Annotated in this window: 21 protein-coding genes; 5 read left to right on the top strand and 16 right to left on the bottom strand. The window is 66.6% G+C overall.

Features of this window, described 5'->3' with window-relative positions:
• The first annotated feature begins 167 nt into the window (after positions 1-167).
• The gene (locus IB261_RS07835; RefSeq protein ID WP_081517840.1) at positions 168-503 is read left to right on the top strand and encodes a pilin assembly protein; all 336 of its coding nucleotides are present in this window, start codon (positions 168-170) and stop codon (positions 501-503) included.
• Between the two features lie 334 nt (positions 504-837).
• Here IB261_RS07835 and cadR read toward each other — a convergent pair whose 3' ends face one another.
• Positions 838-1305 carry a Cd(II)/Pb(II)-responsive transcriptional regulator gene (cadR, locus tag IB261_RS07830; RefSeq protein WP_088417911.1) on the bottom strand — a complete coding sequence of 156 codons (468 nt, stop codon included), beginning with the start codon at positions 1303-1305 and terminating at the stop codon, positions 838-840.
• A gap of 87 nt (positions 1306-1392) precedes the next feature.
• Here cadR and IB261_RS07825 point away from each other — a divergent pair, with 87 nt between their 5' ends.
• The 4 genes from IB261_RS07825 (at position 1393) to IB261_RS07810 (ending at position 5800) form a co-directional block, all read left to right on the top strand.
• Positions 1393-3747, top strand: coding sequence for a heavy metal translocating P-type ATPase (locus IB261_RS07825; RefSeq protein ID WP_225605989.1), 2355 nt, complete (start codon positions 1393-1395; stop codon positions 3745-3747).
• A gap of 188 nt (positions 3748-3935) precedes the next feature.
• Entirely contained in the window at positions 3936-4355 is a 420-nt protein-coding gene (locus tag IB261_RS07820) for a DUF4398 domain-containing protein (RefSeq protein ID WP_081517837.1), read from the top strand.
• A gap of 37 nt (positions 4356-4392) precedes the next feature.
• The gene (gene lptF, locus IB261_RS07815; protein WP_081517836.1) at positions 4393-5184 is read left to right on the top strand and encodes a lipotoxin F family OmpA-related lipoprotein LptF; all 792 of its coding nucleotides are present in this window, start codon (positions 4393-4395) and stop codon (positions 5182-5184) included.
• Positions 5185-5350: 166 nt separating this feature from the next.
• The gene (locus IB261_RS07810; protein WP_192381864.1) at positions 5351-5800 is read left to right on the top strand and encodes a DUF7832 domain-containing protein; all 450 of its coding nucleotides are present in this window, start codon (positions 5351-5353) and stop codon (positions 5798-5800) included.
• 18 nt (positions 5801-5818) lie between these two features.
• Here IB261_RS07810 and IB261_RS07805 read toward each other — a convergent pair whose 3' ends face one another.
• From IB261_RS07805 to IB261_RS07735, 15 genes are all read right to left on the bottom strand, one after another.
• Positions 5819-6328, bottom strand: a complete 510-nt coding sequence (locus IB261_RS07805) for an O-acetyl-ADP-ribose deacetylase (protein ID WP_192381862.1) — start codon at positions 6326-6328, stop codon at positions 5819-5821.
• 38 nt (positions 6329-6366) lie between these two features.
• Positions 6367-6693: a PA3694 family proteiin gene (locus IB261_RS07800; RefSeq protein WP_081517833.1), complete on the bottom strand. Its 327-nt coding sequence runs from the start codon at positions 6691-6693 to the stop codon at positions 6367-6369.
• Positions 6690-7628 (bottom strand): alpha/beta hydrolase, encoded by a 939-nt coding sequence (locus IB261_RS07795; protein WP_081517832.1) that lies wholly within the window; start codon positions 7626-7628, stop codon positions 6690-6692. Before IB261_RS07795 ends, IB261_RS07800 begins: the two co-directional genes overlap by 4 nt.
• 165 nt (positions 7629-7793) lie before the next feature.
• Complete coding sequence (locus tag IB261_RS07790) at positions 7794-9098, bottom strand: flavohemoglobin expression-modulating QEGLA motif protein (RefSeq protein WP_081517831.1); 1305 nt, start codon at positions 9096-9098, stop codon at positions 7794-7796.
• Positions 9095-9658, bottom strand: a complete 564-nt coding sequence (locus IB261_RS07785; RefSeq protein WP_081517830.1) for a hypothetical protein — start codon at positions 9656-9658, stop codon at positions 9095-9097. The genes IB261_RS07790 and IB261_RS07785 overlap by 4 nt, the downstream gene beginning before the upstream one ends.
• Before the next feature lie 107 nt (positions 9659-9765).
• On the bottom strand, positions 9766-10482 hold the full coding sequence (locus IB261_RS07780) for a TetR/AcrR family transcriptional regulator (RefSeq protein WP_081518178.1): 717 nt from the start codon (positions 10480-10482) through the stop codon (positions 9766-9768).
• A 349-nt stretch (positions 10483-10831) separates the two neighbouring features.
• Entirely contained in the window at positions 10832-12337 is a 1506-nt protein-coding gene (gene lysS / locus IB261_RS07775; protein WP_081517829.1) for a lysine--tRNA ligase, read from the bottom strand.
• A gap of 82 nt (positions 12338-12419) precedes the next feature.
• Positions 12420-13515 (bottom strand): peptide chain release factor 2 gene (gene prfB / locus IB261_RS07770; RefSeq protein ID WP_138212621.1). Its coding sequence is split into 2 segments (ribosomal slippage): positions 12420-13442 and positions 13444-13515, totalling 1095 coding nucleotides; the frame shifts between segments, so codons are not numbered across the junction.
• Positions 13516-13634: 119 nt separating this feature from the next.
• Positions 13635-14645 carry a response regulator gene (locus IB261_RS07765; RefSeq protein ID WP_192382223.1) on the bottom strand — a complete coding sequence of 337 codons (1011 nt, stop codon included), beginning with the start codon at positions 14643-14645 and terminating at the stop codon, positions 13635-13637.
• A 38-nt stretch (positions 14646-14683) separates the two neighbouring features.
• Positions 14684-15691 (bottom strand): chemotaxis response regulator protein-glutamate methylesterase, encoded by a 1008-nt coding sequence (locus IB261_RS07760; RefSeq protein ID WP_081517827.1) that lies wholly within the window; start codon positions 15689-15691, stop codon positions 14684-14686.
• Complete coding sequence (locus IB261_RS07755) at positions 15688-17967, bottom strand: hybrid sensor histidine kinase/response regulator (protein ID WP_192381860.1); 2280 nt, start codon at positions 17965-17967, stop codon at positions 15688-15690. Before IB261_RS07755 ends, IB261_RS07760 begins: the two co-directional genes overlap by 4 nt.
• Positions 17964-18665 carry a chemotaxis protein CheW gene (locus IB261_RS07750; protein ID WP_192381858.1) on the bottom strand — a complete coding sequence of 234 codons (702 nt, stop codon included), beginning with the start codon at positions 18663-18665 and terminating at the stop codon, positions 17964-17966. The genes IB261_RS07755 and IB261_RS07750 overlap by 4 nt, the downstream gene beginning before the upstream one ends.
• The gene (locus IB261_RS07745; protein WP_151186240.1) at positions 18658-19893 is read right to left on the bottom strand and encodes a CheR family methyltransferase; all 1236 of its coding nucleotides are present in this window, start codon (positions 19891-19893) and stop codon (positions 18658-18660) included. The genes IB261_RS07750 and IB261_RS07745 overlap by 8 nt, the downstream gene beginning before the upstream one ends.
• Positions 19890-20402 carry a chemotaxis protein CheW gene (locus IB261_RS07740; protein WP_192381856.1) on the bottom strand — a complete coding sequence of 171 codons (513 nt, stop codon included), beginning with the start codon at positions 20400-20402 and terminating at the stop codon, positions 19890-19892. The genes IB261_RS07745 and IB261_RS07740 overlap by 4 nt, the downstream gene beginning before the upstream one ends.
• The gene (locus IB261_RS07735) at positions 20377-21996 is read right to left on the bottom strand and encodes a methyl-accepting chemotaxis protein (protein ID WP_192381854.1); all 1620 of its coding nucleotides are present in this window, start codon (positions 21994-21996) and stop codon (positions 20377-20379) included. Before IB261_RS07735 ends, IB261_RS07740 begins: the two co-directional genes overlap by 26 nt.
• Positions 21997-22103: the final 107 nt, after the last annotated feature.

Below are 22103 nucleotides of genomic sequence, written 5' to 3'. Positions count from 1 at the left end.
GCGTCGCAGGGTTTACAGTGCCGCCGGCGCAGCCGGCAGGCAAGCGCTCGACGAACGCCCGCAATCCTGCTCGGACAACGTCTAGGCTGAAAGTTATCCCCATCGATGGGAAAACCTGCGGCGACCTCACGAGGGCCGACCGCCACGTAACGACCCTAGAGGTGAACATGAAAATCCGCGAGCTGGTACGCCATTGGGAAAAGAACGCCAGGGGGCGCATGACCAACCACCAGTACAGCATTCCGCTGGACGTCGAGACGGCCGCGCGTCTGGCCGCGCTGCATGACATGTACCCCAAGCGCAGCGTCGAGGAGCTGCTGGGAGAACTGGTCAGTGCGGCGCTGGAAGAGCTGGAGGCGAGCTTCCCCTACGTGCAGGGGACCAAGGTAGTGGCCCAGGACGAACAGGGCGACCCGATCTACGAGGACATCGGCCCTACGCCGCGTTTCCTCGCTCTATCGCGCAAGTACCTGCATGAGCTGACGGAGGCCGAGCACTCCTGAATGCAAACGCCCCGGCAGTTGCCGGGGCGTTTGGTTTTTCGTAGGGCGCATAACCTGGAACAGGTTATCCGCCGGCTACTCAATCGGCGGATAACGCTGGCGCGTTATGCGCCCTACGACTGGTAGTTCCGTGTTTGTGCTTTCCCCCTCACCCCAGCCCTCTCCCTCAGGGAGAGGGAGCAAATCGTGCCGGCTGACGCTGTGGTTTCATCCGGCACCGAACGGTCCCCTCTCCCTCTGAGCGGGGCGCGCAGCCAGGGTTAGGGGGAGGGCCGATCCGAGCACAGATCTATCCGGTAGGAACGGGCCCATAGCGCGGTCCCACCGGATGCGATCAATGCCGGCCGTGAACGCCGGGCACATGCAAATGCCCCGCCTCCGCGCAGGCCTCCGGAATCACCGACGGCTCCGCCGGCTGCTCCAGCTCGCGCAGGATGCCGCAATCCTCGCTGCTGCCCTCTCCCTGGCACTGCGCGCGCAGGTCGCGCAGTTGCTGGCTGAGCGACTGCAGCTCGGCGATGCGCACCTCGACGTGGTGCAGGTGCTCGTCGATCAGCCGGTTGGCGGTGCCGCAGTCGGATTCGGGGCGGTCGCGCAGGCCGAGGAGAATGCGGATCTCCTCCTGGGTCATGTCCAGCGAACGGCAATGGCGGATGAACGACAGCCGCTCGACGTGGCTGGCGTCGTACTGCCGGTAGTTGCCTTCGCTGCGCGATGGCGCGGGCAGCAGGCCTTCGCGCTCGTAGTAGCGGATGGTCTCCACCGGGCAGCCGGTCAGTTTCGCCAGTTCACCGATCTTCATTTTCGACTCCTCGCCAAGGGACGCTTGACTCTGTAGTTGCTACAGGGTGTGCAATCGGCAGCAACTCGTCAAACAGGAACGGACGACATGACTGCCAATCGCCAGGGGCCGACCATTCACGGCCCTGTACAGGACCGTGAACATGATGCCGCCGATTGCTGCGGCTGCGACAAAGGCGCGCTGCTGCGCGCCCCGGCTGCCGAACCTGCCCCGCGCAAGCATGACCACGGCCATGCCCACGATCACGATCACGATCACGATCACACCCATGATCAAGGCGAAGATCGCAGTGCGCGTGCCGAAAGTGCCGCCACGGCCGCGGCCGGCTCGACCAGCGGCGAGCTGCGCTGGACCAGCCTGCGCATCGAGGCCATGGACTGCCCCACCGAGGAACGCCTGCTGCGCGACGCGCTGGGCCGCGTGTCCGCCGTGGAGGACCTGGACTTCAACCTGATGCAGCGTCTGCTGCGCGTACAGCACCGCTTCGACAGCATCGAACCGCTGCAGAAGCTGGTGGCCTCCCTCGGCATGCAGGCCGAACCGGTGGATGAAAACGCCCCCGCGTCCGCACCGCCTGCCAGGCCGAAACCCTGGTGGCCGCTGGCCCTGGGCGCCGTTGCCGCCGCTGCGTCGGAGTTCTTCGAGTGGTTCGCCATCGGCCCGCAATGGCTGGTGGCCGCGCTGGCCGTCGCTGCCATCCTCGGTGCAGGCCTGCCGACCTACCGCAAGGGCTGGATCGCCCTGAAGAACCGCAACCTCAACATCAACGCCCTGATGAGCATTGCCGTGACCGGCGCCATGCTGATCGGCCAGTGGCCGGAAGCGGCCATGGTGGCAGTACTGTTCGCCATCGCCGAGCTGATCGAAGCCAAGTCGCTGGAGCGCGCGCGCAACGCCATTCGCGGCCTGCTGCAGCTGGCCCCGGAACAGGCCACGGTGCAGGTGGAGGGGCAGTGGCAGGAGGTTTCCGCCAAGTCCGTCGCCCTCGACGCACGGGTGCGCGTGCGTCCCGGCGAACGCATCGCACTGGACGGCGAAGTGCTCGACGGCCGCTCCAGCGTCAACCAGGCACCCATCACCGGCGAGAGCCTGCCGGTGGAAAAACAGGTCGGCGACACCCTGTTCGCCGGCACCATCAACGGCGAAAGCGCGCTGGAATACCGCGTCACCCGCGTGGCCGACGACAGCACCCTGGCGCGCATCATCCACGCCGTGGAAGAGGCCCAGGGCTCGCGCGCGCCGACCCAGCGCTTCGTCGACCAGTTCTCGCGCATCTACACCCCGGTCGTGTTCCTCATCGCCATAGCCACCGCGCTGCTGCCGCCGCTGTTCTTCGGCGGCGCCTGGCTGGACTGGGTGTACCGCGCTCTGGTGCTGCTGGTGATCGCCTGCCCTTGCGCGCTGGTGATTTCCACGCCGGTGACCATCGTCAGCGGCCTGTCGGCGGCGGCTCGCCTGGGCATCCTGATCAAGGGCGGGGTGTTCCTGGAGATGGGCCGTTCGCTGGAGTGGATCGCCCTGGACAAGACCGGCACCCTCACCGAAGGCCGCCCGCGCCAGACCGACTTCACCGCCCTGCGGGAATCCGCTGCCGGCGACGTGCGCGCCCTGGCTGCCAGCCTTGCTGCGCGCTCGGACCACCCGGTGTCCCACGCCGTGGCCCAGGCCGCCGAGGCCGACAACGTCGCGCTGTACAGCGTCGGCGAGCTGACCGCCCTGCCCGGCCGCGGCGTGAAGGGCGAGATCGACGGCCGCACCTATCACCTGGGCAACCACCGCCTGGTGGAGGAGCTGGAGCTGTGCTCGAAGGAGCTGGAAGCCCGCCTCGACGCCCTCGAACAGCAGGGCAAGACGGTCATCGTGCTGCTCGACGCGCAAGGCCCGCTGGCGCTGTTCGCCGTGGCCGATGGCGTCAAGGAAACCAGCCGTGAAGCCGTCGCCCAATTGCACGACCTGGGCGTGAAGACACTGATGCTGACCGGCGACAACCCCCACACCGCCAACGCCATCGGCGCCCAGGTCGGTATCGACGAGGCGCTGGGCAACCTGCTGCCCGAGGACAAGCTGCGCGAAGTGAAGCAGCGCCAGGAAGGCGGCAAACGCGTCGGCATGGTCGGCGATGGCATCAACGACGCCCCGGCCCTGGCCCGCGCCGACATCGGCTTCGCCATGGGCGCGGCGGGTACCGACACGGCCATCGAAACCGCCGGCGTCGCGCTGATGGACGACGACCTGCGCAAACTGCCGTCCTTCATTCGCCTGTCGCGCCAGACCCACCGGGTGCTGATCCAGAACATCACGCTGGCGCTGGGCATCAAGGCGGTGTTCCTCGCCCTCACCCTGACCGGCGAAGGCACCCTGTGGATGGCAGTGTTCGCCGACATGGGCGCCAGCCTGCTGGTGGTCTTCAACGGCCTGCGGTTGCTGCGCTATCGCGGCTGATCGACGCCGATGACTGAAGAATGCCCGCCTGTACGGCGGGCATTTTTTTTGAACCCCCTGACAAAACACTTAGTCCCCTAAACAGATGCCCACTCTCTGCCACGCAGAACCGCGCCGGAGAGCGGCCCGCATCCGCCGGCAATCGAAACGCCGAGGGAACCCCTTACCAACGTCAGAGGATTCGCCCAATGGAACTGAAATCTCAGAGCGCTCGAACCGTCCCTGCTCTTTCCACCCGTGTCTCGCTGCGCAGCTGGCGCCTGGGGTTGCTCGCCCTCGGCAGCGCCGTGCTGCTGGCCGGCTGCGCCGGTAACCCGCCCAGCGAACAGATGGCCGTCACCGAATCCGCGGTGAATGCTGCCGTCAGCAACGGCGGCCCCGAGTTCGCCCCGGTGGAAACCAAGAACGCCCAGGACAAGCTCGCCCAGGCGCGTATCGCCCTGAACGACAAGGAATACGACCAGGCCCGCAACCTGGCCCAGCAGGCCGAGTGGGACGCCCGCGTGGCCGAGCGCAAGTCCCAGGCCGTGAAGGCCCAGAACGCGGTGAAGGACGCCCAGCAGGGCGTGATGGAGTTGCGTCAGGAAGGCCTGCAGCAGGCCCAGTGATCCCGCCCCTACGCCCGGTCATATAAGGAATTTCGACATGAACAAACTCATCGTACTGCCCGCCATCTCGACTCTCGCCCTGGCCCTGGCCGCCTGCTCCACGCCGCCCAACGCCAACCTGGAGAAAGCCCGTGGCGACTTCCAGGCCCTGCAGGCCGAGCCCCAGGCCACCCAGCAGGCCGCCTTGGAAACCAAGGACGCCGGCGACTGGCTGGCCAAGGCCGACCAGGCCTACCGCGACGGCGCCAACCAGAAGGAAGTGGACCAGCTGGCCTACCTGACTCAGCAGCGCATCGAACTGGCCAACCAGACCGTGGCCCTGCGCGACGCCGAGGATCAGCTGAAGAACACCTCCGCCCAGCGCGCCCAGGCACGTCTCGACGCCCGTACCGCACAGCTGAACAAGCTCAAGGGCGAGCTGAACGCCAAGCAGACTTCCCGCGGGACCATGGTGTCCTTCGGTGACGTGCTGTTCGATCTCGATCGCGCCGAGCTCAAGCCGGGCGCGATGAGCAACGTGCAGAACCTGGCGGGTTACCTGCAGCAGAACCCGGAGCGCAAGGTGATCGTCGAGGGCTACACGGACAGCAGCGGCTCCTCCTCCTACAACCAGGGCCTGTCGGAGCGTCGCGCCGACGCCATCCGCCTGGCGCTGCTCAGCCAGGGCGTGACGCCTGACCGCGTCGTTGCCCGTGGCTACGGCAAGGAATACCCGGTATCGAGCAACGGCACTGCCGCCGGCCGGGCCATGAACCGCCGCGTCGAGGTGACCATTTCCAACGACGCCAATCCGGTGCAGCCGCGCTCCTCGGTGAGCGGGGCCTACTGATCCGGCAGAACGCCCGCTCCTACTTTCACAGTAGGAGCGGGCCGCCTTTTAAAAGAGCGTATCGGGCGCGATCGCGCCCATGGGGCCCGTCGACGATGAGCCCCATCGCCAACCACGTGCTTACCGATCTGGCAGAATCAACGGCCCAACTGCAGTCGGAGCCCCCATGAAATACGATGACGCCTCCTGGCACTACGAAGGCGACTTCCCCGAAGACCTGCCGCCGTCCGCCGCCGCCACCCACATCGGTATGTTCCTGGCCTGGCTGATCCTCAATGAAATGGTCAGCGAGGAGTTGCTCGAGGATGCCGCCGAGGCAGTGGCGGCGCTGCAGCGCAAGGACATGACCGGGGCCCGGTTCCTGATCGAGGTGCTGGACGAGAAGCTGATCGGTGAAGACCTCGCTGCGCATGGCAACGCCTTCACCATTGCCTACTACCGGGGCCTGGATCATGACAGCCGCTATATCGATGACTACTTCGAGACGTTCGGCGTGGACGAAGAGGCTCTCTATTCGGTGACCGACAACTGGGACAACTACGCAAAGCTGAGCCCGGCCATCGACGCGCGTTATCAGCGCTGGATTGACGACGGACGCCCGGAATACGTGGCCTGAGCCGGACCTGCCGTTGATCTAGGCCAGCAAGCGCCGATACAGCTCTGCCATCTCCGCCGAGAACGGCACCAGCACCAACTCCTTCAACGAACTCCCCTGCCGCCGTGGACGACGCAGCTCGTCCACGGCGACCTGTGCTGCCTCTTCGGCGGGATAGCCGTAGATGCCGGTACTGATAGCGGGGAACGCGACGCTGGCGAGGCCCTTGTCTTCGGCCAGCTGCAGGCTGTTGCGGTAGCACTGGGCGAGCAGCTCCGACTCGCCGTGCTCGCCGCCGCGCCAGACCGGCCCGACGGTGTGGATAACGAAGCGCGCCGGCAGGCGGAAGCCGGCGGTGATCTTCGCCTGGCCGGTCTTGCAGCCACCCAGCGGGCGGCAGGCGTGGACCAGGTCCGGGCCGGCGGCCCGGTGGATAGCGCCGTCGACGCCACCGCCGCCCAGCAGCGAACTGTTGGCGGCGTTGACGATGGCGTCGACGTCGAGGCGGGTGATGTCGCCCTGCCAGACGCGGATCTCGGGATGGCTCACTGTGCTTGCTCCCTTGGCCTGCGACGGCGGGCTCGCCGTCACTTGACCTCTTGCGGGGTCTGCTCGCCCATGCAGCGCACGGCGCGCTTGCGGCCGTCGACCAGTACGCCGGTGAGGCCCTTCTGGCTCATGTCGAACATCACCAGCACGCCATCGATGCACTGCGCCTGCTGGTCGGCCGGGTCCAGGGAGAGCTTGGTGCTGTCCTGGCCGGGGATGCTTTTCAGCATGGTGAACTGGGTCAGCTCCAGCGCGTCCTCGGGCTTGGCGAAATGCAGGTAGCCGTAGTACCAGAGCGTGCCGACCGAGACGAAGATGGTGGCGATGACGGTGAGGATGTAGGAGATCGGGTTGCGCTCGTTCATGGGTTGCCTTGTTGTTTCGGGTCCGCCTGCGATTCCTGTGGCTTCGCCGGAGAGGGATAGTTCGGGACTTCAGCCAGGCGCCGCAAACCGGTGAAGTGCTGCGGGTCGTCGAGGAAGCGCAGCATCACTTCGCGCCACACGGGTTCGCCGAAGGTTTCCACATGGTTGCCGCGCGTCAGCTGGAAGACCTTCGGCGGCTGCTTGGCCTTGTAGAGGCTCAGGCCGTTGTCCAGGGGCACAATGGTATCGTCGATGCTGTGGAAGAGCAGCACGGGTGCGCCAGAAAGTCGCGGCATGGAGCGGATCGCGCTATCGCCGTCGGGCACCAGCCAGGACAACGGAACCTGCAACGGCCAGGTCAGCCAGCTGGTGGACAGGGTGTACTGCGCCACATCGCGGTAGCTGGCGGGTACGCCGTCGAGCACCACCGCGTGCAGCTGCTTCTGCCGCTCCGGGTGCAGGCCCAGGTAGTGCACGGCCATGGCGCCACCCAGGCTCTGGCCGAGCAGGATCACCGGCTTGCCCTGCACTTCCGGCGCCTTGTCCAGCCAGGCGAAGGCGGCGTCGATGTCCTGGTAGATCGCCGGCAGGCTCGGTTCGCCCTCGGAATGCCCGTAGCCGCGGTAATCCACCATCAGCACCTGGTAGCCCTGCTCCGGCAGCCAGTAGGCTCCGCCCAGGTGCCAGGCCATGTTGCCGCCGTTGCCGTGCAGGTGCAGCACGGTGCCCTTCACCGGCACGCCCGCCTTCGCCGGCAACCACCAGCCGGCGAGCTTCACGCCGTCGGCGGTGGTCAGGGTGACGTCACGGTAGTCGAGCTTGGCGCGGGCGGGGGTGATGGCGACATCGTCGCTGGGGTAGAACAGCAGCGAGCTGCAGCCGCCGAGTGCGAGGAGCAGCGAGACGGCAACAGCGCGGAAACAGCGGTTCAGCATGAGTTCATCCATGGAATACGTCGCACCCTGATTGCAAGGAAGCACCTTACGTAGGATGGGTGGCGTTTGCGATACCCATCACCCGGCAGCGCCGAAATATCGATGGGTATCGCTTCGCTCCACGCCATCATCCTACGACCGAGGCCCGTTTTGAACGCATGGCGGTCAAAGGATATTGGCGTAATCCGCCTCGATGCGGTCGAGGCTGAGGTGGTTGAGGAAGTTGGAGAAGCACATCCACGCCGACAGTGCGTTGAGGTCGCGGAACTGCGGCGGCAGGTACTTGGGCGGCACCACCAGGCCTTCGTCCACCAGCTGGCGCAGGGTGCGCATGTCTTCCAGGGTGGCCTTGCCGCAGAACAGCAGCGGGATCTGCTCCAGCTTGCCCTTGCGCACGGCGAGCTGGATGTAGTTGTAGATCAGGATGAAGCCCTTGAGGTACGACAGGTCCTTGGTAAACGGCAGGCCGACCGGGGTCGAGCCACGGAACACGCGGCTGGCATTCTGGTAGCTGCTCTCCACGCTGTAGTTCTGCTCGCGGTAGAAGTGGAACACCTCGAGGAAATCCGCCCCCTCCTCGGCCATGTGGATGGCGCGGGTGCGGTTGGTGAGCTTGCGCAGGCGCGTCGGGTAGGAGGCGAAGGCGATCACTTCCATCAGGATCGCCAGGCCTTCCTGGGTCACCGTGGAGGACGGCGGCCCCTTGGCGAGGAAGGTGCAGATCGGCTGGTTGAGGCCGTTGAGCGTGGTGCCGACATGCACCAGGCCTTCATGGACTTCCAGCGCGCGCACGTCGCGCTCGTTGAACATGGCGTCGGCGCGCACCTTGATGTAGTCGGCGCCGGCCGCGGCGTCGGCGACGATGCCGTCGGACTCGAAGACGCGGATGGTGTCTTCCTTGCCGTCGAACACCTTGTTCAGGCGTTCCTGCAGCATCTTCACCGCGTCGCTGGCGGTAAGGGTCTTGGGTTCGTCCTTGAGGTCGCCACGGTCGGCGATGTTGTTCAGGTAGTCCGAGAGCATCAGGCCGAGGTCGGCCAGGGTCGGGTCGCCGGCATGGAAGGCGTCGGAGGCCGAGCCATAGAGCTCCTGGGAAATCAGGCCGAAATCCTGGGTGCCGCGCGCTTCGAGCATGCGGATGACCATGCGGTATTCCTTGCACATGCGCCGCATGATCTGCCCGACCGGGTTGAACTGTCCCAGGTGGCGGGTGATGTCGCGCTCGATGTTCTGGAATTCCTGCTTTTTCGCGCTGCTGTCGAAGGACAGCGGGCGGCTGTCGTAGTAGGCGCGGTCGACCTTGGGCGCGTGCTTGCCCCGGCCCTTGAGGAAGTCGTCGCGGATGCCGTCATCCCACTTGATGGCGTCGAGCACGCGGATCGGCGTCTGCGCCTCGACGATGCGGTCGGACAGGCCGCGGATGATCTGCTGGTACTCGTTGGGCGTGGACTTCTTGCGCCGAGGGGTCATTGCTTTTCTCCCGGGGTCACGCGCGAAAAGCGCAGCGCTTCGACGAACACGTCGGAGTTAGCCGGATCGTTGAGGTAGGCGATGACCTGGGGCAACTGGCTGGTCACCAGCGCTCCAGCACCCTGTTCGGTGTCGACCTTCTCGCCCTTGAGCGCGCCTTCCTTCATGTCCTGCAGGATGTGCTCGACATCCAGGTTATAGATCACCAGTTCGTCCTTGTCGGTAATCTCGAAGCCGGCCAGGGCGAAGTTGCCGCCCATGCTCTTCGGCAAGCCGGCAGACAGGTACCAGCGCTTGCCGTGGTGGGCGACGGTAAAGCCGAAGTCCTCGACGCTGTCGGTGTTGTCCTTGCTGTCGACGTAGCTCAGAGCGCGGTAGAGGTTGGAGCCGGAGCGGGTGACTTCGAGGAACTGCTCCTCGCCGTACTCGTCCACACGCGACCACTGGCCCAGCAAGTGAGCCGGCGCGGGCTCGTTGGCCGGAATCGGGTCCTTGAACGTCACCAGACAGCCACTGAGCAGGCCGATGCTCAACAGCAGCAGTGCACGCCAGACTTTCATCACGCCCTCCTTAAATCCGTATGCCTTCCCATGCGACAGGCGCGGGCATCCGGAATTCCGACACGAAAACCCCGCCGGATGGCGGGGTTGGAATGCAGCAGCCGGGGCTACAGGCCCATCACCAGATCGAGATAGCGGCTAAGGATGGCACGCATTTCCTCGATCTGCAGGTGGTCGGCCCCGTCCAGCAGGCCCTGATACTCCATCTGCAGGATGATGGCCGTCAACACCCGGGCATCCTGTTCGGGCTGTCTGGAACCGAGCACTTCGAAGAAATGCACCACGCCCAGGGAAAGAATCCGCCGGTGACGCTGTGCCAGATCGCTGAGGCTGGGGTTGAGCAGCGCTTCCTGGCGGAAGGCCTGTTCGGCCAGCAGGTGCTCGCGGCGCTCGTTGAGCTGAACCATGACGTACTGGATCGCCAGCTCGACGATATTGGCCGTCAGCTCGCGGCGAGCCAGCGGGTCGTCCTGGCCGAGGCCGGCGGCCATGGCCTGGAGATCGCCCTCGACGCTGCTCCAGAAGGTCGACAGGGCTTCGGCGCTGCGTTCGACGAAGAGCGCGAAGGTGTCGGTGATGAGGTCCTGGATGTCCTTGAAGTAGTAGGTGGTGGCCGATAGCGGCACACCGGCCTCGGCGGCCACGGCGCGGTGGCGCACGGCGCGGACGCCATCACGCACGATGATCCGCAGGGCGGCGTCGAGGATCGCCTGACGGCGCTGCTCGCTGCCCTGGCGGCTGGCCTTGCGGCCCTGGTATTTGACACTTTCTGCGATGGCGCTGGCGACTTGCGCTGCGCTGTCTCGCGGGGACACTTGGGTCACTGGCATTACCTCCGGCGGCGCGGCCTGATGGCTCATTGTTCGAGCTTTTCTGTGGGAAAACAATTGCCGCTTTGCAGCTGCGACACCGGCGCACGGAACGGGCCGCGAGGCAGAGCAGGCGGCTGGGAATCAGGCCTGGGAGTGAGACGTGCCACAGCGTGGCCGAGCCACGGCGGCAGGCATGCATTTCGTCGGATGGTATACCGCAAGTTTCCCACCCGTTTGTAGGAGCGAGCCATGTCCGCGAACGCACGCATGGCGCGCTCCTACAGGTTGACTCCGGCGCCGCCAGACAGCGCGGAAACGAAAAAGGCCGCCCGAGGGCGGCCTTTCTCTCCTGTTCCTGCGCTTACGCCTGCGGGCGCATGTGCGGGAAGAGGATGACGTCGCGGATCGACGGCGAGTTGGTCAGCAGCATCACCAGGCGGTCGATGCCGATGCCTTCACCGGCGGTGGGCGGCATGCCGTATTCGAGCGCGTTGACGAAGTCGGCGTCGTAGTGCATCGCCTCGTCGTCACCGGCGTCCTTCTCCTTGACCTGCAGCATGAAGCGCTCGGCCTGGTCTTCGGCGTCGTTGAGCTCGGAGTAGGCGTTGGCGATCTCGCGGCCACCGATGAACAGCTCGAAGCGGTCGGTGACGCTCGGGTCGTTGTCGTTGCGGCGGGCCAGCGGGGACACTTCGAACGGGTACTGGGTGATGAAGTGCGGCTGCTCCAGCTTGTGCTCGACCAGTTCTTCGAAAATCATCACCTGCAGCTTGCCCAGGCCTTCGTGGCCGAGGACCTTGGCGCCGGCCTTCTTGGCGATGGCGCGGGCCTTCTCCAGGTCGGTCAGGTCAGCCGCGGTGAGCTCCGGGTTGTACTTGAGGATGGCGTCGAACACGGACAGGCGGGCGAACGGCTCGCCGAAGTGGAAGACCTTGTCGCCATACGGCACGTCGGTGCTGCCGAGCACGGCCTGGGCCAGCTCGCGGAACAGCTCTTCGGTCAGGTCCATGTTGTCTTCGTAGTCGGCGTAGGCCTGGTAGAACTCGAGCATGGTGAACTCGGGGTTGTGCCGGGTCGAGACGCCTTCGTTACGGAAGTTGCGGTTGATCTCGAAGACCTTCTCGAAGCCACCGACCACCAGGCGCTTGAGGTACAGCTCCGGGGCGATACGCAGGAACATGGCCATGTCCAGCGCGTTGTGGTGGGTTTCGAAGGGCTTGGCCGCCGCGCCGCCGGGAATGGTCTGCAGCATCGGGGTTTCCACTTCGAGGAAGCCGCGATCGGACAGGAAGCGACGGATGTGGGCGATGACCTGGGAACGCACGCGGAAGGTGTGGCGGGTTTCCTCGTTGACGATCAGGTCGACGTAGCGCTGGCGGTAGCGCTGCTCGGTGTCGGTCAGGCCGTGGTGCTTGTCCGGCAGCGGGCGCAGGGACTTGGTCAGCAGGCGCACGTTGGTCATCTCGACGTACAGGTCGCCCTTGCCGGAACGGGCCAGGGTGCCTTCGGCGCCGATGATGTCGCCCAGGTCCCAGGTCTTGATCTCGGCCAGGGTCTCTTCGGGCAGGGTCTTGCGGTTCACGTAGACCTGCAGACGGCCGCTGCTGTCCTGCAGGACGATGAAGGAGCCGCGGTTGAGCATGATGCGACCGGCAACCTTGACCGGGATGGCAGCTGCTTCCAGCTCTTCCTTGGTCGCGGTTTCGTACTGTTTCTGCAGGTCCGCGAAGTAGTTCTCGCGGCGGAAGTCGTTGGGGAAGGCGATGGCCTTGGCTTCACGCACGGCGGCAAGCTTTTCCTTGCGCTGGGCGATCAGCTTGTTTTCTTCCTGTTGCAGTTCGGTAGCGTCGAGTTGTTGGTCGCTCATGGTCGTCTATCTGCCTGGCGTCTTGATCAATAGGGGTTACTGGCGGGGCCGGGCCGCGCGGCCCGCCCCGCAGGGGGTGCTGTTACAGGCCTTGTTTCAGGCTGGCTTCCAGATACTCGTTCAGGTCGCCGTCGAGCACCTTGTCGCAATCGCTGCGTTCCACGCCGGTACGCAGGTCCTTGATGCGCGACTGGTCGAGCACGTAGGAACGGATCTGGTGACCCCAGCCGATATCGGACTTGGTGTCTTCCAGCGCCTGCGAGGCGGCGGTGCGCTTCTGCATCTCCTGCTCGTACAACCGGGCCCGCAGCATCTTCATGGCGGTGTCCTTGTTGGCGTGCTGGGAGCGTTCGTTCTGGCACGCCACCACGGTGTTGGTCGGCACGTGGGTGATACGCACCGCGGAGTCGGTGGTGTTCACGTGCTGACCGCCCGCGCCGGAGGAGCGGTAGGTGTCGATGCGCAGGTCGGCCGGGTTGATCTCGATCTCGATGTTGTCGTCGATTTCCGGCGACACGAACACCGCGGTGAACGAGGTGTGGCGACGGTTGCCGGAGTCGAACGGGCTCTTGCGCACCAGGCGGTGCACGCCGATCTCGGTGCGCAGCCAGCCGAAGGCGTATTCGCCCTTGATGTGCACGGTGGCGCCCTTGATGCCGGCTACTTCGCCCTCGGACAGCTCGACGATCTCGGCGCTGAAGCCATTCTTGTCCGCCCAGCGCAGGTACATGCGCAGCAGCATGTTGGCCCAGTCCTGGGCTTCGGTGCCGCCGGAGCCGGCCTGGATGTCCAGGTAGGCGTTGTTGGGGTCCATCTCGCCGCTGAACATGCGGCGGAACTCGAGCTTCTCGAGGATTTCGCGCAGGCGCTGGACTTCGGCCTCGACGTCGCCGACGGCGCCCTCGTCATTCTCCTCGACCGCCATGTCGAGCAGGTCACGGGAGTCGGCCAGACCGCCGGTGAGCTCGTCGAGGGTCTCGACGATCTGCGCCAGCATGGCGCGCTCGCGGCCCAGGTTCTGGGCGTATTCGGGCTTGTTCCAGACCGCCGGGTCTTCCAGTTCGCGGTTTACTTCGATCAGACGATCATGTTTCAGATCGTAGTCAAAGATACCCCCGAATCGAATGGGTACGGTCGGAGAGGTCCTTGATGCTGTTGAGGATCGGTTGGATTTCCATGGCGGGCATCTCTCACGGGTAAAGGGCGTAGAAAAGCCGACAAGTATACGTGATTTTTCGGCGCCCTTTCAGGCTTTACGACAAAGCACGCTCACCGTTTCCGCGCCCTCCCCGCCCGTTCAGCCGGCGATGGCCACCTGGTTGCGCCCGCCGTGCTTGGCGTTGTAGAGCGCCTGGTCGGCCAGTTCGATGAGCTGGCGGCAGGCCTGCCCGGTCTGGGGAATCAGGGTCGCCACGCCGATGCTGATGGTCAGCGACGAACCCGGTGTCGGCAGCTCGTGGCGGATGTTCAGGTCCTGCACCAGGCGCCGCAGCTTCTCCGCCAGCAGGCGTGCACCGCCGGGCGAAGTGTTGGGCAGGACCATGACGAACTCCTCGCCGCCGTAGCGCGCCGGCAGGTCAGAGGGGCGGCTGGCGCTGGCGCGGATGGCCCCGGCCACCTGGCGCAGCGCCTCGTCGCCCTGCACATGGCCGAAGGTATCGTTGTAGGCCTTGAAGTGGTCCACGTCGATCAACAGGATCGACAGCTGGGTCTGCTCGCGCAGGGCGCGGCGCCACTCCATTTCCAGGTACTCGTCGAAGTGCCGGCGGTTGGACAGCCCGGTGAGGCCGTCGGAGTTCATCAGGCGCTGCAGCACCAGGTTGGTTTCCAGCAGCTGCTGCTGGCTCTCGCGCAGGGCGCGGTAGGCCTCGTCGCGCTGCTGCAGGGCGAGGTAGGAGCGCGAGTGGTAGCGCACCCGCGCGATCAGTTCGATGGCGTCGGGCAGCTTGACCAGGTAATCGTTGGCGCCGGCACTGAACGCCGCGCTCTTCACCGCCGGGTCTTCCTTGGTCGACAGGACGATGATCGGCAGGTCGCGGGTCGCCGGATTGGCGCGGTACTCACGCACCAGCGAAAGACCGTCGGCGCCGGGCATCACCAGGTCCTGGAGGATCACCGTGGGCTTGATCTGGATCGCCAGGGCGATGGCCTGGTGCGGATCGGAGCAGAAGTGGAAGTCGATGCTGGGGTCGTCCGCCAGCGCGCGGCGCACGGCTTCGCCGATCATTGGCTGGTCGTCCACCAGCAGCACCATGACTGCGGTATCGCCTGGGGTCGTCACGGGGTAGTCACTCTGGCTTGAGTTCATGGATAGGGGGGTCATGCAATCAGCTCCGTAGCCCGCGCTCAGGCGCAGACCTCAGCGAGTCGTCGGGCGATGTCGCCCAGCGCGCGAATCTCCACTGCGGCGCCGATCGCCGCCGCAGCCTTGGGCATACCGTACACGGCACTGCTTTCCTGATCCTGGGCCAGGGTCAGGTAACCTCGTTCGCGCATGTGTTTCAGGCCCTCGGCGCCGTCCCGACCCATGCCGGTGAGCAGCACACCGACGGCGTCGCCGACCCAGTACTCGACCACGCTGTCGAAGAACACGTCGATCGAGGGCCGGTAGATGTGGCTGCTGGGTTCGGCGGTATAGGCCAGCTCGCCGCCCTTGAGCAGGCGGATATGGTGGTTGGTGCCGGCCAGCAGCACGCAGCCCGGCTGCGGCGGCTCGCCGTTGCGCGCCAGGCGCACGGGAATCTTCGACTGGGTCGAGAGCCATTCGGCCATGCCGGCGGCGAAGACTTCGTCGACGTGCTGGACGACCACGATGGCGGCGGGGAAATCTTCCGGCAGGCGGGCGAACAGGTCAGCCAGTGCCGCCGGGCCGCCGGCCGAAGAGCCGATGGCGATCAGCTTGCGCGCGCCGCTGCCCTTGCGCGCCGGCACTGCGTTGATGGCCGGCCGGCTGTCACGCGGGGCGTTGAGCCAGGCCAGGTTCTGCAGCTTGCGCAGCAGTGGACGTGCCGCTTCAGCGGGGTCGCCGGTGCCCATGACCGGCGTGTTCACCGCGTCCACCGCGCCATTGCCCATGGCGTCGAACACGCGGCTCATGTTGCGCTCCAGGTCCACCGTCACGACGATGATCGCGCAGGGGCTCTGGGCCATGATCCGGCGGGTCGCCTCGACGCCATCCATCACCGGCATCAGCAGGTCCATGAGGATCACGTCGGGCTTGTGCGCGGCGCACATCTCCAGTGCCTCCGCGCCGTTGGCGGCGACCCAGACGATGCGGTGCGCCGGCTCGAAAGCCAGCGCGCGGCGCATCGCCTCGACCGCCAGGGGCATGTCGTTGACTATCCCTATCTTCACCCGTGGGCTCCTCCGATCAGATCGACCACCGCATCCAGCAGGGCCTCGTCGTGGAAGCTGGCCTTGGCCAGATAATAGTCGGCGCCGGCATCGAGCCCGCGCCGCCGGTCTTCTTCGCGGTCCTTGTAGGACACCACCATCACCGGCAGCGACTGCAGGCGGGTGTCGCGGCGGATCAGGGTCACCAGCTCGATACCGTCCATGCGCGGCATGTCGATGTCGGTGATGACCAGGTCGAAATGCTCCGAGCGCAGCGCGTTCCAGCCGTCCATGCCATCGACCGCCACGGCGACATCATAGCCGCGCCCCAGCAGCAGCTTGCGTTCCAGCTCGCGCACGGTGAGCGAGTCGTCCACCACCAGCACGCGCTTGCGCGCCGGGCCGGTAAGGCGGCCGGTGGGGTCGATGCGTTCCAGGCGGCCGGTGGCCAGGAGTTTTTCCACCGAGCGCAGCATGTCCTCGACGTCGAGGATCAGCACCGGCGTGCCGTCGTCCAGCAATGCGCCTGCGGAGACGTCCTGCACCTTGCCCAGCCGGGCATCCAGCGGCACCACCACCAGGGTGCGCTCGCCGATGAATTTCTCCACCGCCACACCGTAGGCGCTTTCCCGTTCGCGGATGACCACTACCGGAATCTCGTCGGGCGTGGCTTCGCCGTCGGGGCGCTGCAACAGCTGGCTGGCGGACACCAGGCCGACATGCCGGCCCTCGTGCCAGAACTGCTGGCGGCCTTCGAGCTGGACGATCTCGTCCGGCGCCAGACGGCGCATGCGCTCGATGTGCGCCAGTGGGAAGGCATAGGCTTCACCGCCAATGCTGACGACCAGGCTGCGCACCACGGACAGCGTCAGCGGCACTTCCAGGTGGAAACGCGCGCCCTGCCCGCGCACCTGTTCCAAGCGGATGCCGCCGCGCAGCTGGCGCACCATGTGCTGCACGGCGTCCAGGCCGACGCCACGGCCGGACACTTCGGTGACCTGCTCGCGCATGCTGAAGCCGGGCAGGAACAGGAAGCTCAGCAGCTCTTCCTCGGTGAGGCGCGCCACGGTTTCCTCGGTGGACAGCTGGCGGCGCACGATGGCCGAGCGCAGGCGGTCGAGATCGACACCGCCGCCGTCATCCTGCAGTTCCAGCACCAACATGCCGGCGTGATGGCGGGCCAGCAGCTGGATCGTGCCCTCCTCCGGCTTGCCGTTGCGGGCACGCACTTCGGCGGACTCGATACCGTGGTCGACGGCATTGCGCAGCAGGTGGGTGAGCGGCGCCTCGAGCTTCTCCAGCACGTCGCGGTCGACCTGGGTGGTGGCGCCCTGGATGTCCAGGCTCACGGTCTTGCCCAGCGAGCGACCGAGGTCGCGGACCATCCGCGCCTGCCCGGAGAGCACGTCGGAGAACGGCCGCATGCGGCAGGACAGCGCGGTGTCGTAAAGCGACTGGGCGCGCTGGCCGGCCTTGAAACTGAATTCGTCGAGCTCGGCGATCTGCTCGCTGAGCAGTTGCTGGCACTCACCGACCAGACGGCGAGCGTCGGCCAGATAGGCCTGCGCCTCGGCGTCGAGATTGGCGGTGCTGGCGGCATCGCGGGCGCCGTCGAGCACACGACTGGCGCTGGCCTGGATGCGCTTGAGGCGCTGCAGCGAATCGAGCAGCGGCTTCAGGCGCTGGGATTCCACCAGCGACTTGCTGGAGTAATCGAGCAACTGGTTGAGGCGCTCGGCGGTCACCCGCAGCACGCGCTCGCCGGCTTCATCGCTGTCGCTGGAGCGGCGGCGCTGGGGACGTTCGGCGGGAGCCGCGGGAGCCGGCGCGGGTGGTTCGACAGCTACCGGTGCGGGCTCGGCGGGCACCGGAACAGACGGTGCCGGCTGCGCCGGGGCCTTTCCGGAAACCAGCGCCTGCAGGCGTTCGACCATGGCCGGCACGCCTTGCTGGGCCTGTTCGGCGCGCTCGGGCTGGGCGTCGGCGATATGCAGGAGGATATCGGTGCCGGCCAGCAGCGCGTCGATATGCCCGGAGGTCAGCAGCAGCCGGCCTTCCTGGGCGCCAACCAGGCAATCCTCCATGACGTGGGCGACCTGCACGCCGGCATCGAGGCCGACGATCCGCGCGGCGCCCTTGAGCGAGTGCGCGGCGCGCATGCAGGCTTCGAGCTGGTCGGCCTGGGTCGGGTTGCGCTCCAGCGCCATCAGGCCGTGAACCAGCACCTGCGTCTGGGCCTCCGCCTCCAGGCGGAACAGCTCCAGCATCGACGCGTCCTTCATCTGGTCCGGGGTCATGCGAGGCTCCGGGTGGCGGCGTCGAGCAGGGCTTCCTGGTCGAGCAGGCGGATGCTGCGGTTGCGCCACTGCATCACCCCACGGGTGAAGCGGTCGTTGGCGGCGTGGCTGTGGGACGAGGCTTCGACGATGGCCTTCTCGTCCAGCTCATGGATGCCGTCCACTTCGTCCACCGGCGAGATGATCGGCCCGCCGACCGCCGCCAGGATCAGCATGCGCGGCACGATGCGGGCGTCGTCGCGGGCGGCCGCGCGGCTGTCGAGGCCGAGCAGTTCACCCAGGGAAATGCACGCCACCAGCGTGCCGCGCACGTTGGCCACGCCCAGCAGCGCGGGCGAGCGCTGGTGCGGCAATGAATGCACCCCGCAGGCCGGAGCGACCTCGGCCAGCGCGCGGGTGGGCAAGCCCAGCCACTCCTCGCCAAGGCGGAAGATCAGGTGCGGCCGGCCTTCCTCGACCGCCGCTTCGGCGACTTCGACGGGCGCCAGGTACGTGCCTTCGCTGCCCAGCGCGTAGCGATCCAGCAGGCTGATGGCCGCGGCGGCATGCACCGGACAGTTACGGCAATGGATGTACTCGGCCAGCTTCGGGCAGCTGCGGTCGCCGCGCACGCCGACGCGGTTCCAGCAGTCATCCACGGTCGGCAGGTCATCGTCGATGGATGAGCCATCGATGTAAGACGGGGCGCGTTCAACCATTGCGCTTCACTCCTCGCGCGGCGCGCTCCTGCAGACGGCGGGCGCCGGCTGCATCGCCCTGGGCCGCGAGCAGCGCGGCCAGGTGTTGCAGGCTTTCCTGGTGATCGGGTTGCAGGTACAGGGCCTTGCGGTAGTACGCCTGGGCCTCGCTGCCCAGGCCCTGGGCGTCGGCCAGCAGGCCGAGCCAGTAGAAGGCTTCGGCGTTCGGGCCCTTCTCGGCCAGCAGCGCCTCGCAGCGTTGGCGCGCTTCGGCGGCCTGCCCGGAATTGGCCAGCCGGGCGATCTCCGCCAGCGCGTTGCCGGCGGCAGCAGCGGGCGGCTGTCCGGGCTGGCTCGCCGGACGCGGGCGCACCGGTGCGGGCTTGGGCGGAGCCGGGCGGGGAATCGGCGGGGGCGCCGTCCAGTTCAGCGGAGCCGCACGCGGCGCCGGCTCGGCATCCTGCAATGGGAAGGCGAAGGACTGCGGCACACCCAGCGGACGCAGGCCGATACGCGACATCAGGCTGGCCTCGGCCGGGCCGATGAACAGCACGCCATCGGGCCGCGCGAGCCGGCGCAGCACGTCCACCACCTGCTCCTGGGTCGGGCGGTCGAAATAGATCAGCAGGTTGCGGCAGAACACGTAGTCATAGGGTGCTTCGCCAGCCAGCAGGCCCGGCGCGAGCAGGTTGCCGACGCGGAAGCGGACCTTGCGGCGCACCGTTTCGGCCAGTTGGTAATCGTTGCCGTCGGCGCTGAAATAACGGTCACGGAATGCCAGGTTGGAGCCACGGAACGAATTGCGCCCGTAGCGCCCCTCCTCCGCCCGCTCCAGTACCGCGCGGCTGACGTCCAGCGCGTCGACCTGGAAGGCGGCCGGCGCAAGCCCCGCATCCAGCAACGCCATGATGATGGAGTACGGTTCCTCGCCGGTGGAGCACGGCAGGCTGAGGATGCGCAGCGGCCGGGTACCGGCCAGCTCCAGCACTCGCCGGGACGCGAGGTCCGCCAGCGCGCCGAAGGATTCGGGGTAACGGAAGAACCAGGTTTCCGGGACTATCACCGCCTCGATCAGCGCCTGCACTTCCTCGGCGGAGCCTTGCAGCTGCATCCAGTAATGTTCGGCGTTACCACCGCTGACCTTGTTGCAGCGCTGGCGCACGGCGCGCTCGATCACGGCGTCGCCGACCGACTCGGCATCCAGGCCGATGCGTTCCTTGAGCAACTGGGCGAAGCGCGGATCGGTCATGCCGGCGCTCCTCCCGCATCCCGCAGCAGACGCGCGCGGGCTTCGTCGCTGAGCAACTGATCGACGCCCACTCGCTGCAGCAGGCCCTGCTCGTCCTCCAGCACGGGGCCGAGGTAGCGGGCGCTGCCGTTGTCCAGTTCGTAGTCGCGGAAGGCCGCCGGATCACGGCGCAGGGTGTGAGTCGCCTGCTCGAGGATCAGCCCGAGGCGCTGCTCCGGGCCCTCGCTTGCGGCGCGGTAACGCACCAGCACCAGGCGCGTGCTGGTGCGCCGTGGCGCGCTGTGCCCGAAGGCCAGTTGGCTCATGTCCAGCACCGGCAGCAGTTCGCCGCGGTGCGGAAACAGCCCGGCTACCCAGGCCGGCGCTTCCGGCACGCGCTTGAGCGCAGGCACCGGCAGCACCTCGATGACGTCATGGACGTCCAGCGCATAGCGGTCCGCGCCCAGGCGGAACTGCAGGTACAGCCTGCCCGCCGCGGCGGCGTCAGACCTTGAAGCGGGAGACGCCATTGCGCAGTCCGTTGGCCACGAGGTTCAGCTCGTCGATGGCGAAGCTGGCCTGGCGCAGGGATTCCACCGTCTGCCCGGTGGCCTCGCCGAGCTGCACCAGCGCCTGGTTGATCTGCTCGGCGCCGGTGGCCTGGGCCTGCATACCTTCGTTGACCATCTGCACGCGCGGCGCGAGTGCCTGCACCTGCTGGATGATCTGCGAGAGCTGCTCGCCGACCTGGCCGACTTCCGAGATGCCGCGACGCACCTCCTCGGAGAACTTGTCCATGCCCATCACACCGGCAGACACGGCGGACTGGATCTCGCGGACCATCTGCTCAATGTCGTAGGTGGCCACGGCAGTCTGGTCGGCCAGGCGGCGCACTTCGGTGGCGACCACGGCGAAGCCACGGCCGTACTCGCCGGCCTTCTCCGCCTCGATGGCGGCGTTGAGCGAGAGCAGGTTGGTCTGGTCGGCCACCTTGACGATGGTGGTGACCACCTGGTTGATGTTGCCGGCGCGCTCGTTGAGGATCGCCAGCTTCGCGTTGACCAGTTCGGCGGCGCCCATCACGTGGTGCATGGTCTCTTCCATGCGCGCCAGGCCCAGCTGGCCGGAGCCGGCCAGGGTGGAAGTCTGCTCGGCGGCCGAGGACACCTCGGTCATGGTGCGCACCAGGTCGCGCGAGGTGGCGGCGATTTCCCGCGAGGTGGCGCCGATCTCGGTGGTGGTGGCGGCGGTTTCGGTGGCAGTGGCCTGTTGCTGCTTGGAAGTGGCGGCAATCTCGGTCACCGAGGTGGTCACCTGGATGGCCGAGCGCTGCGCTTGCGACACCAGGCCCTTGAGTTCTTCGGCCATGCCGTTGAAGCCGGTCTCGATCACCGCGAATTCGTCGTTGCGCTCCATTGCCAGGCGCGTGGTGAAATCACCGCTGCCCATGACCTGCAGGCCCTTCACCACCTGACGCACCGGCTCGGTGATGGCGCGCATCAGCAGCAGCCCGCAGACCGCCGCGGCGACGATGGCCAGCAACAGCGAGATGAGCATGATCGCCTTGGCGGTGGCGACCTCGCTGACGATATCGGCGGCAGCCGCGTCGGCGATCTCCTTGTTCAGCGAAATCAGCTGGTTGAGCGTCTTGCGACCGTCTTCCCACAGGGGTTCGAGACGTTCCAGCAGCAGACGCCGGGCGCTGTCACGGTCGGTGGTGTAAAGCTGCAGGACCTGCCCCAGCAGGGCATCGTATTCGGTCGCCTGCTGCTTGAAGCGGCCGAGAATTTCCTTGTCGCGGGAATCGTTGACGGTCCGCTCGTAGAGCGCGATGCGTTCGATCAGCGCATCGTGGATAACGCGGAACTCCTGCCGGCGTGCTTCATCGTAGGGCTTGCCGTCGCTCAGGCCGACCAGCACCTGGGTCAGCAGGATGCTGTCGGTCCAGGCCGAACGCACGGTGGTCAGGGCGTAGGTGCCGGGCATGGCATCTTCGCTGACCCGCTGCGTGCTGTGCTCCACCCGCAGAAGACGGGTGTAGGAAATCACCACCATCAGCAGCATGATCGCGACGACGACGGCAAAGCTGGCCAGGATGCGTTGGCGTAGAGTCCAGTTCTTCACAGCGTTCCCCAGAAGAGTTGTGGCGTGCCGACGGACTTTTCACTCGGGCGCGTAGTCGCCGCGAATGTAAATTCCTACCAAGTCCTCAGCAAGATAGGACATATAGT

The organism is Pseudomonas sp. PDM20, from assembly GCF_014852575.3.
Classification (GTDB): Bacteria; Pseudomonadota; Gammaproteobacteria; order Pseudomonadales; family Pseudomonadaceae; genus Pseudomonas.
The sequence above is the reverse complement of the archived record's forward strand: the minus strand, read 5'-3'. Positions and strand labels throughout refer to the sequence as shown.

What these genes read in the sequence shown, in the direction of transcription:
- IB261_RS07795 (WP_081517832.1), bottom strand. Translation starts at nt 7,628, where the DNA reads ATGCTGAACCGCTGTTTCCGCGCTGTTGCCGTCTCGCTGCTCCTCGCA.
- IB261_RS07750 (WP_192381858.1), bottom strand. Translation starts at nt 18,665, where the DNA reads ATGGTTGAACGCGCCCCGTCTTACATCGATGGCTCATCCATCGACGAT.
- cadR (WP_088417911.1), bottom strand. Translation starts at nt 1,305, where the DNA reads ATGAAGATCGGTGAACTGGCGAAACTGACCGGCTGCCCGGTGGAGACC.
- IB261_RS07820 (WP_081517837.1), top strand. Translation starts at nt 3,936, where the DNA reads ATGGAACTGAAATCTCAGAGCGCTCGAACCGTCCCTGCTCTTTCCACC.
- IB261_RS07785 (WP_081517830.1), bottom strand. Translation starts at nt 9,658, where the DNA reads ATGAAAGTCTGGCGTGCACTGCTGCTGTTGAGCATCGGCCTGCTCAGT.
- lysS (WP_081517829.1), bottom strand. Translation starts at nt 12,337, where the DNA reads ATGAGCGACCAACAACTCGACGCTACCGAACTGCAACAGGAAGAAAAC.
- IB261_RS07835 (WP_081517840.1), top strand. Translation starts at nt 168, where the DNA reads ATGAAAATCCGCGAGCTGGTACGCCATTGGGAAAAGAACGCCAGGGGG.
- IB261_RS07790 (WP_081517831.1), bottom strand. Translation starts at nt 9,098, where the DNA reads ATGACCCCTCGGCGCAAGAAGTCCACGCCCAACGAGTACCAGCAGATC.
- IB261_RS07810 (WP_192381864.1), top strand. Translation starts at nt 5,351, where the DNA reads ATGAAATACGATGACGCCTCCTGGCACTACGAAGGCGACTTCCCCGAA.
- IB261_RS07755 (WP_192381860.1), bottom strand. Translation starts at nt 17,967, where the DNA reads ATGACCCCGGACCAGATGAAGGACGCGTCGATGCTGGAGCTGTTCCGC.
- IB261_RS07800 (WP_081517833.1), bottom strand. Translation starts at nt 6,693, where the DNA reads ATGAACGAGCGCAACCCGATCTCCTACATCCTCACCGTCATCGCCACC.
- IB261_RS07740 (WP_192381856.1), bottom strand. Translation starts at nt 20,402, where the DNA reads ATGGCGTCTCCCGCTTCAAGGTCTGACGCCGCCGCGGCGGGCAGGCTG.
- IB261_RS07765 (WP_192382223.1), bottom strand. Translation starts at nt 14,645, where the DNA reads ATGAACTCAAGCCAGAGTGACTACCCCGTGACGACCCCAGGCGATACC.
- IB261_RS07825 (WP_225605989.1), top strand. Translation starts at nt 1,393, where the DNA reads ATGACTGCCAATCGCCAGGGGCCGACCATTCACGGCCCTGTACAGGAC.
- lptF (WP_081517836.1), top strand. Translation starts at nt 4,393, where the DNA reads ATGAACAAACTCATCGTACTGCCCGCCATCTCGACTCTCGCCCTGGCC.
- IB261_RS07745 (WP_151186240.1), bottom strand. Translation starts at nt 19,893, where the DNA reads ATGACCGATCCGCGCTTCGCCCAGTTGCTCAAGGAACGCATCGGCCTG.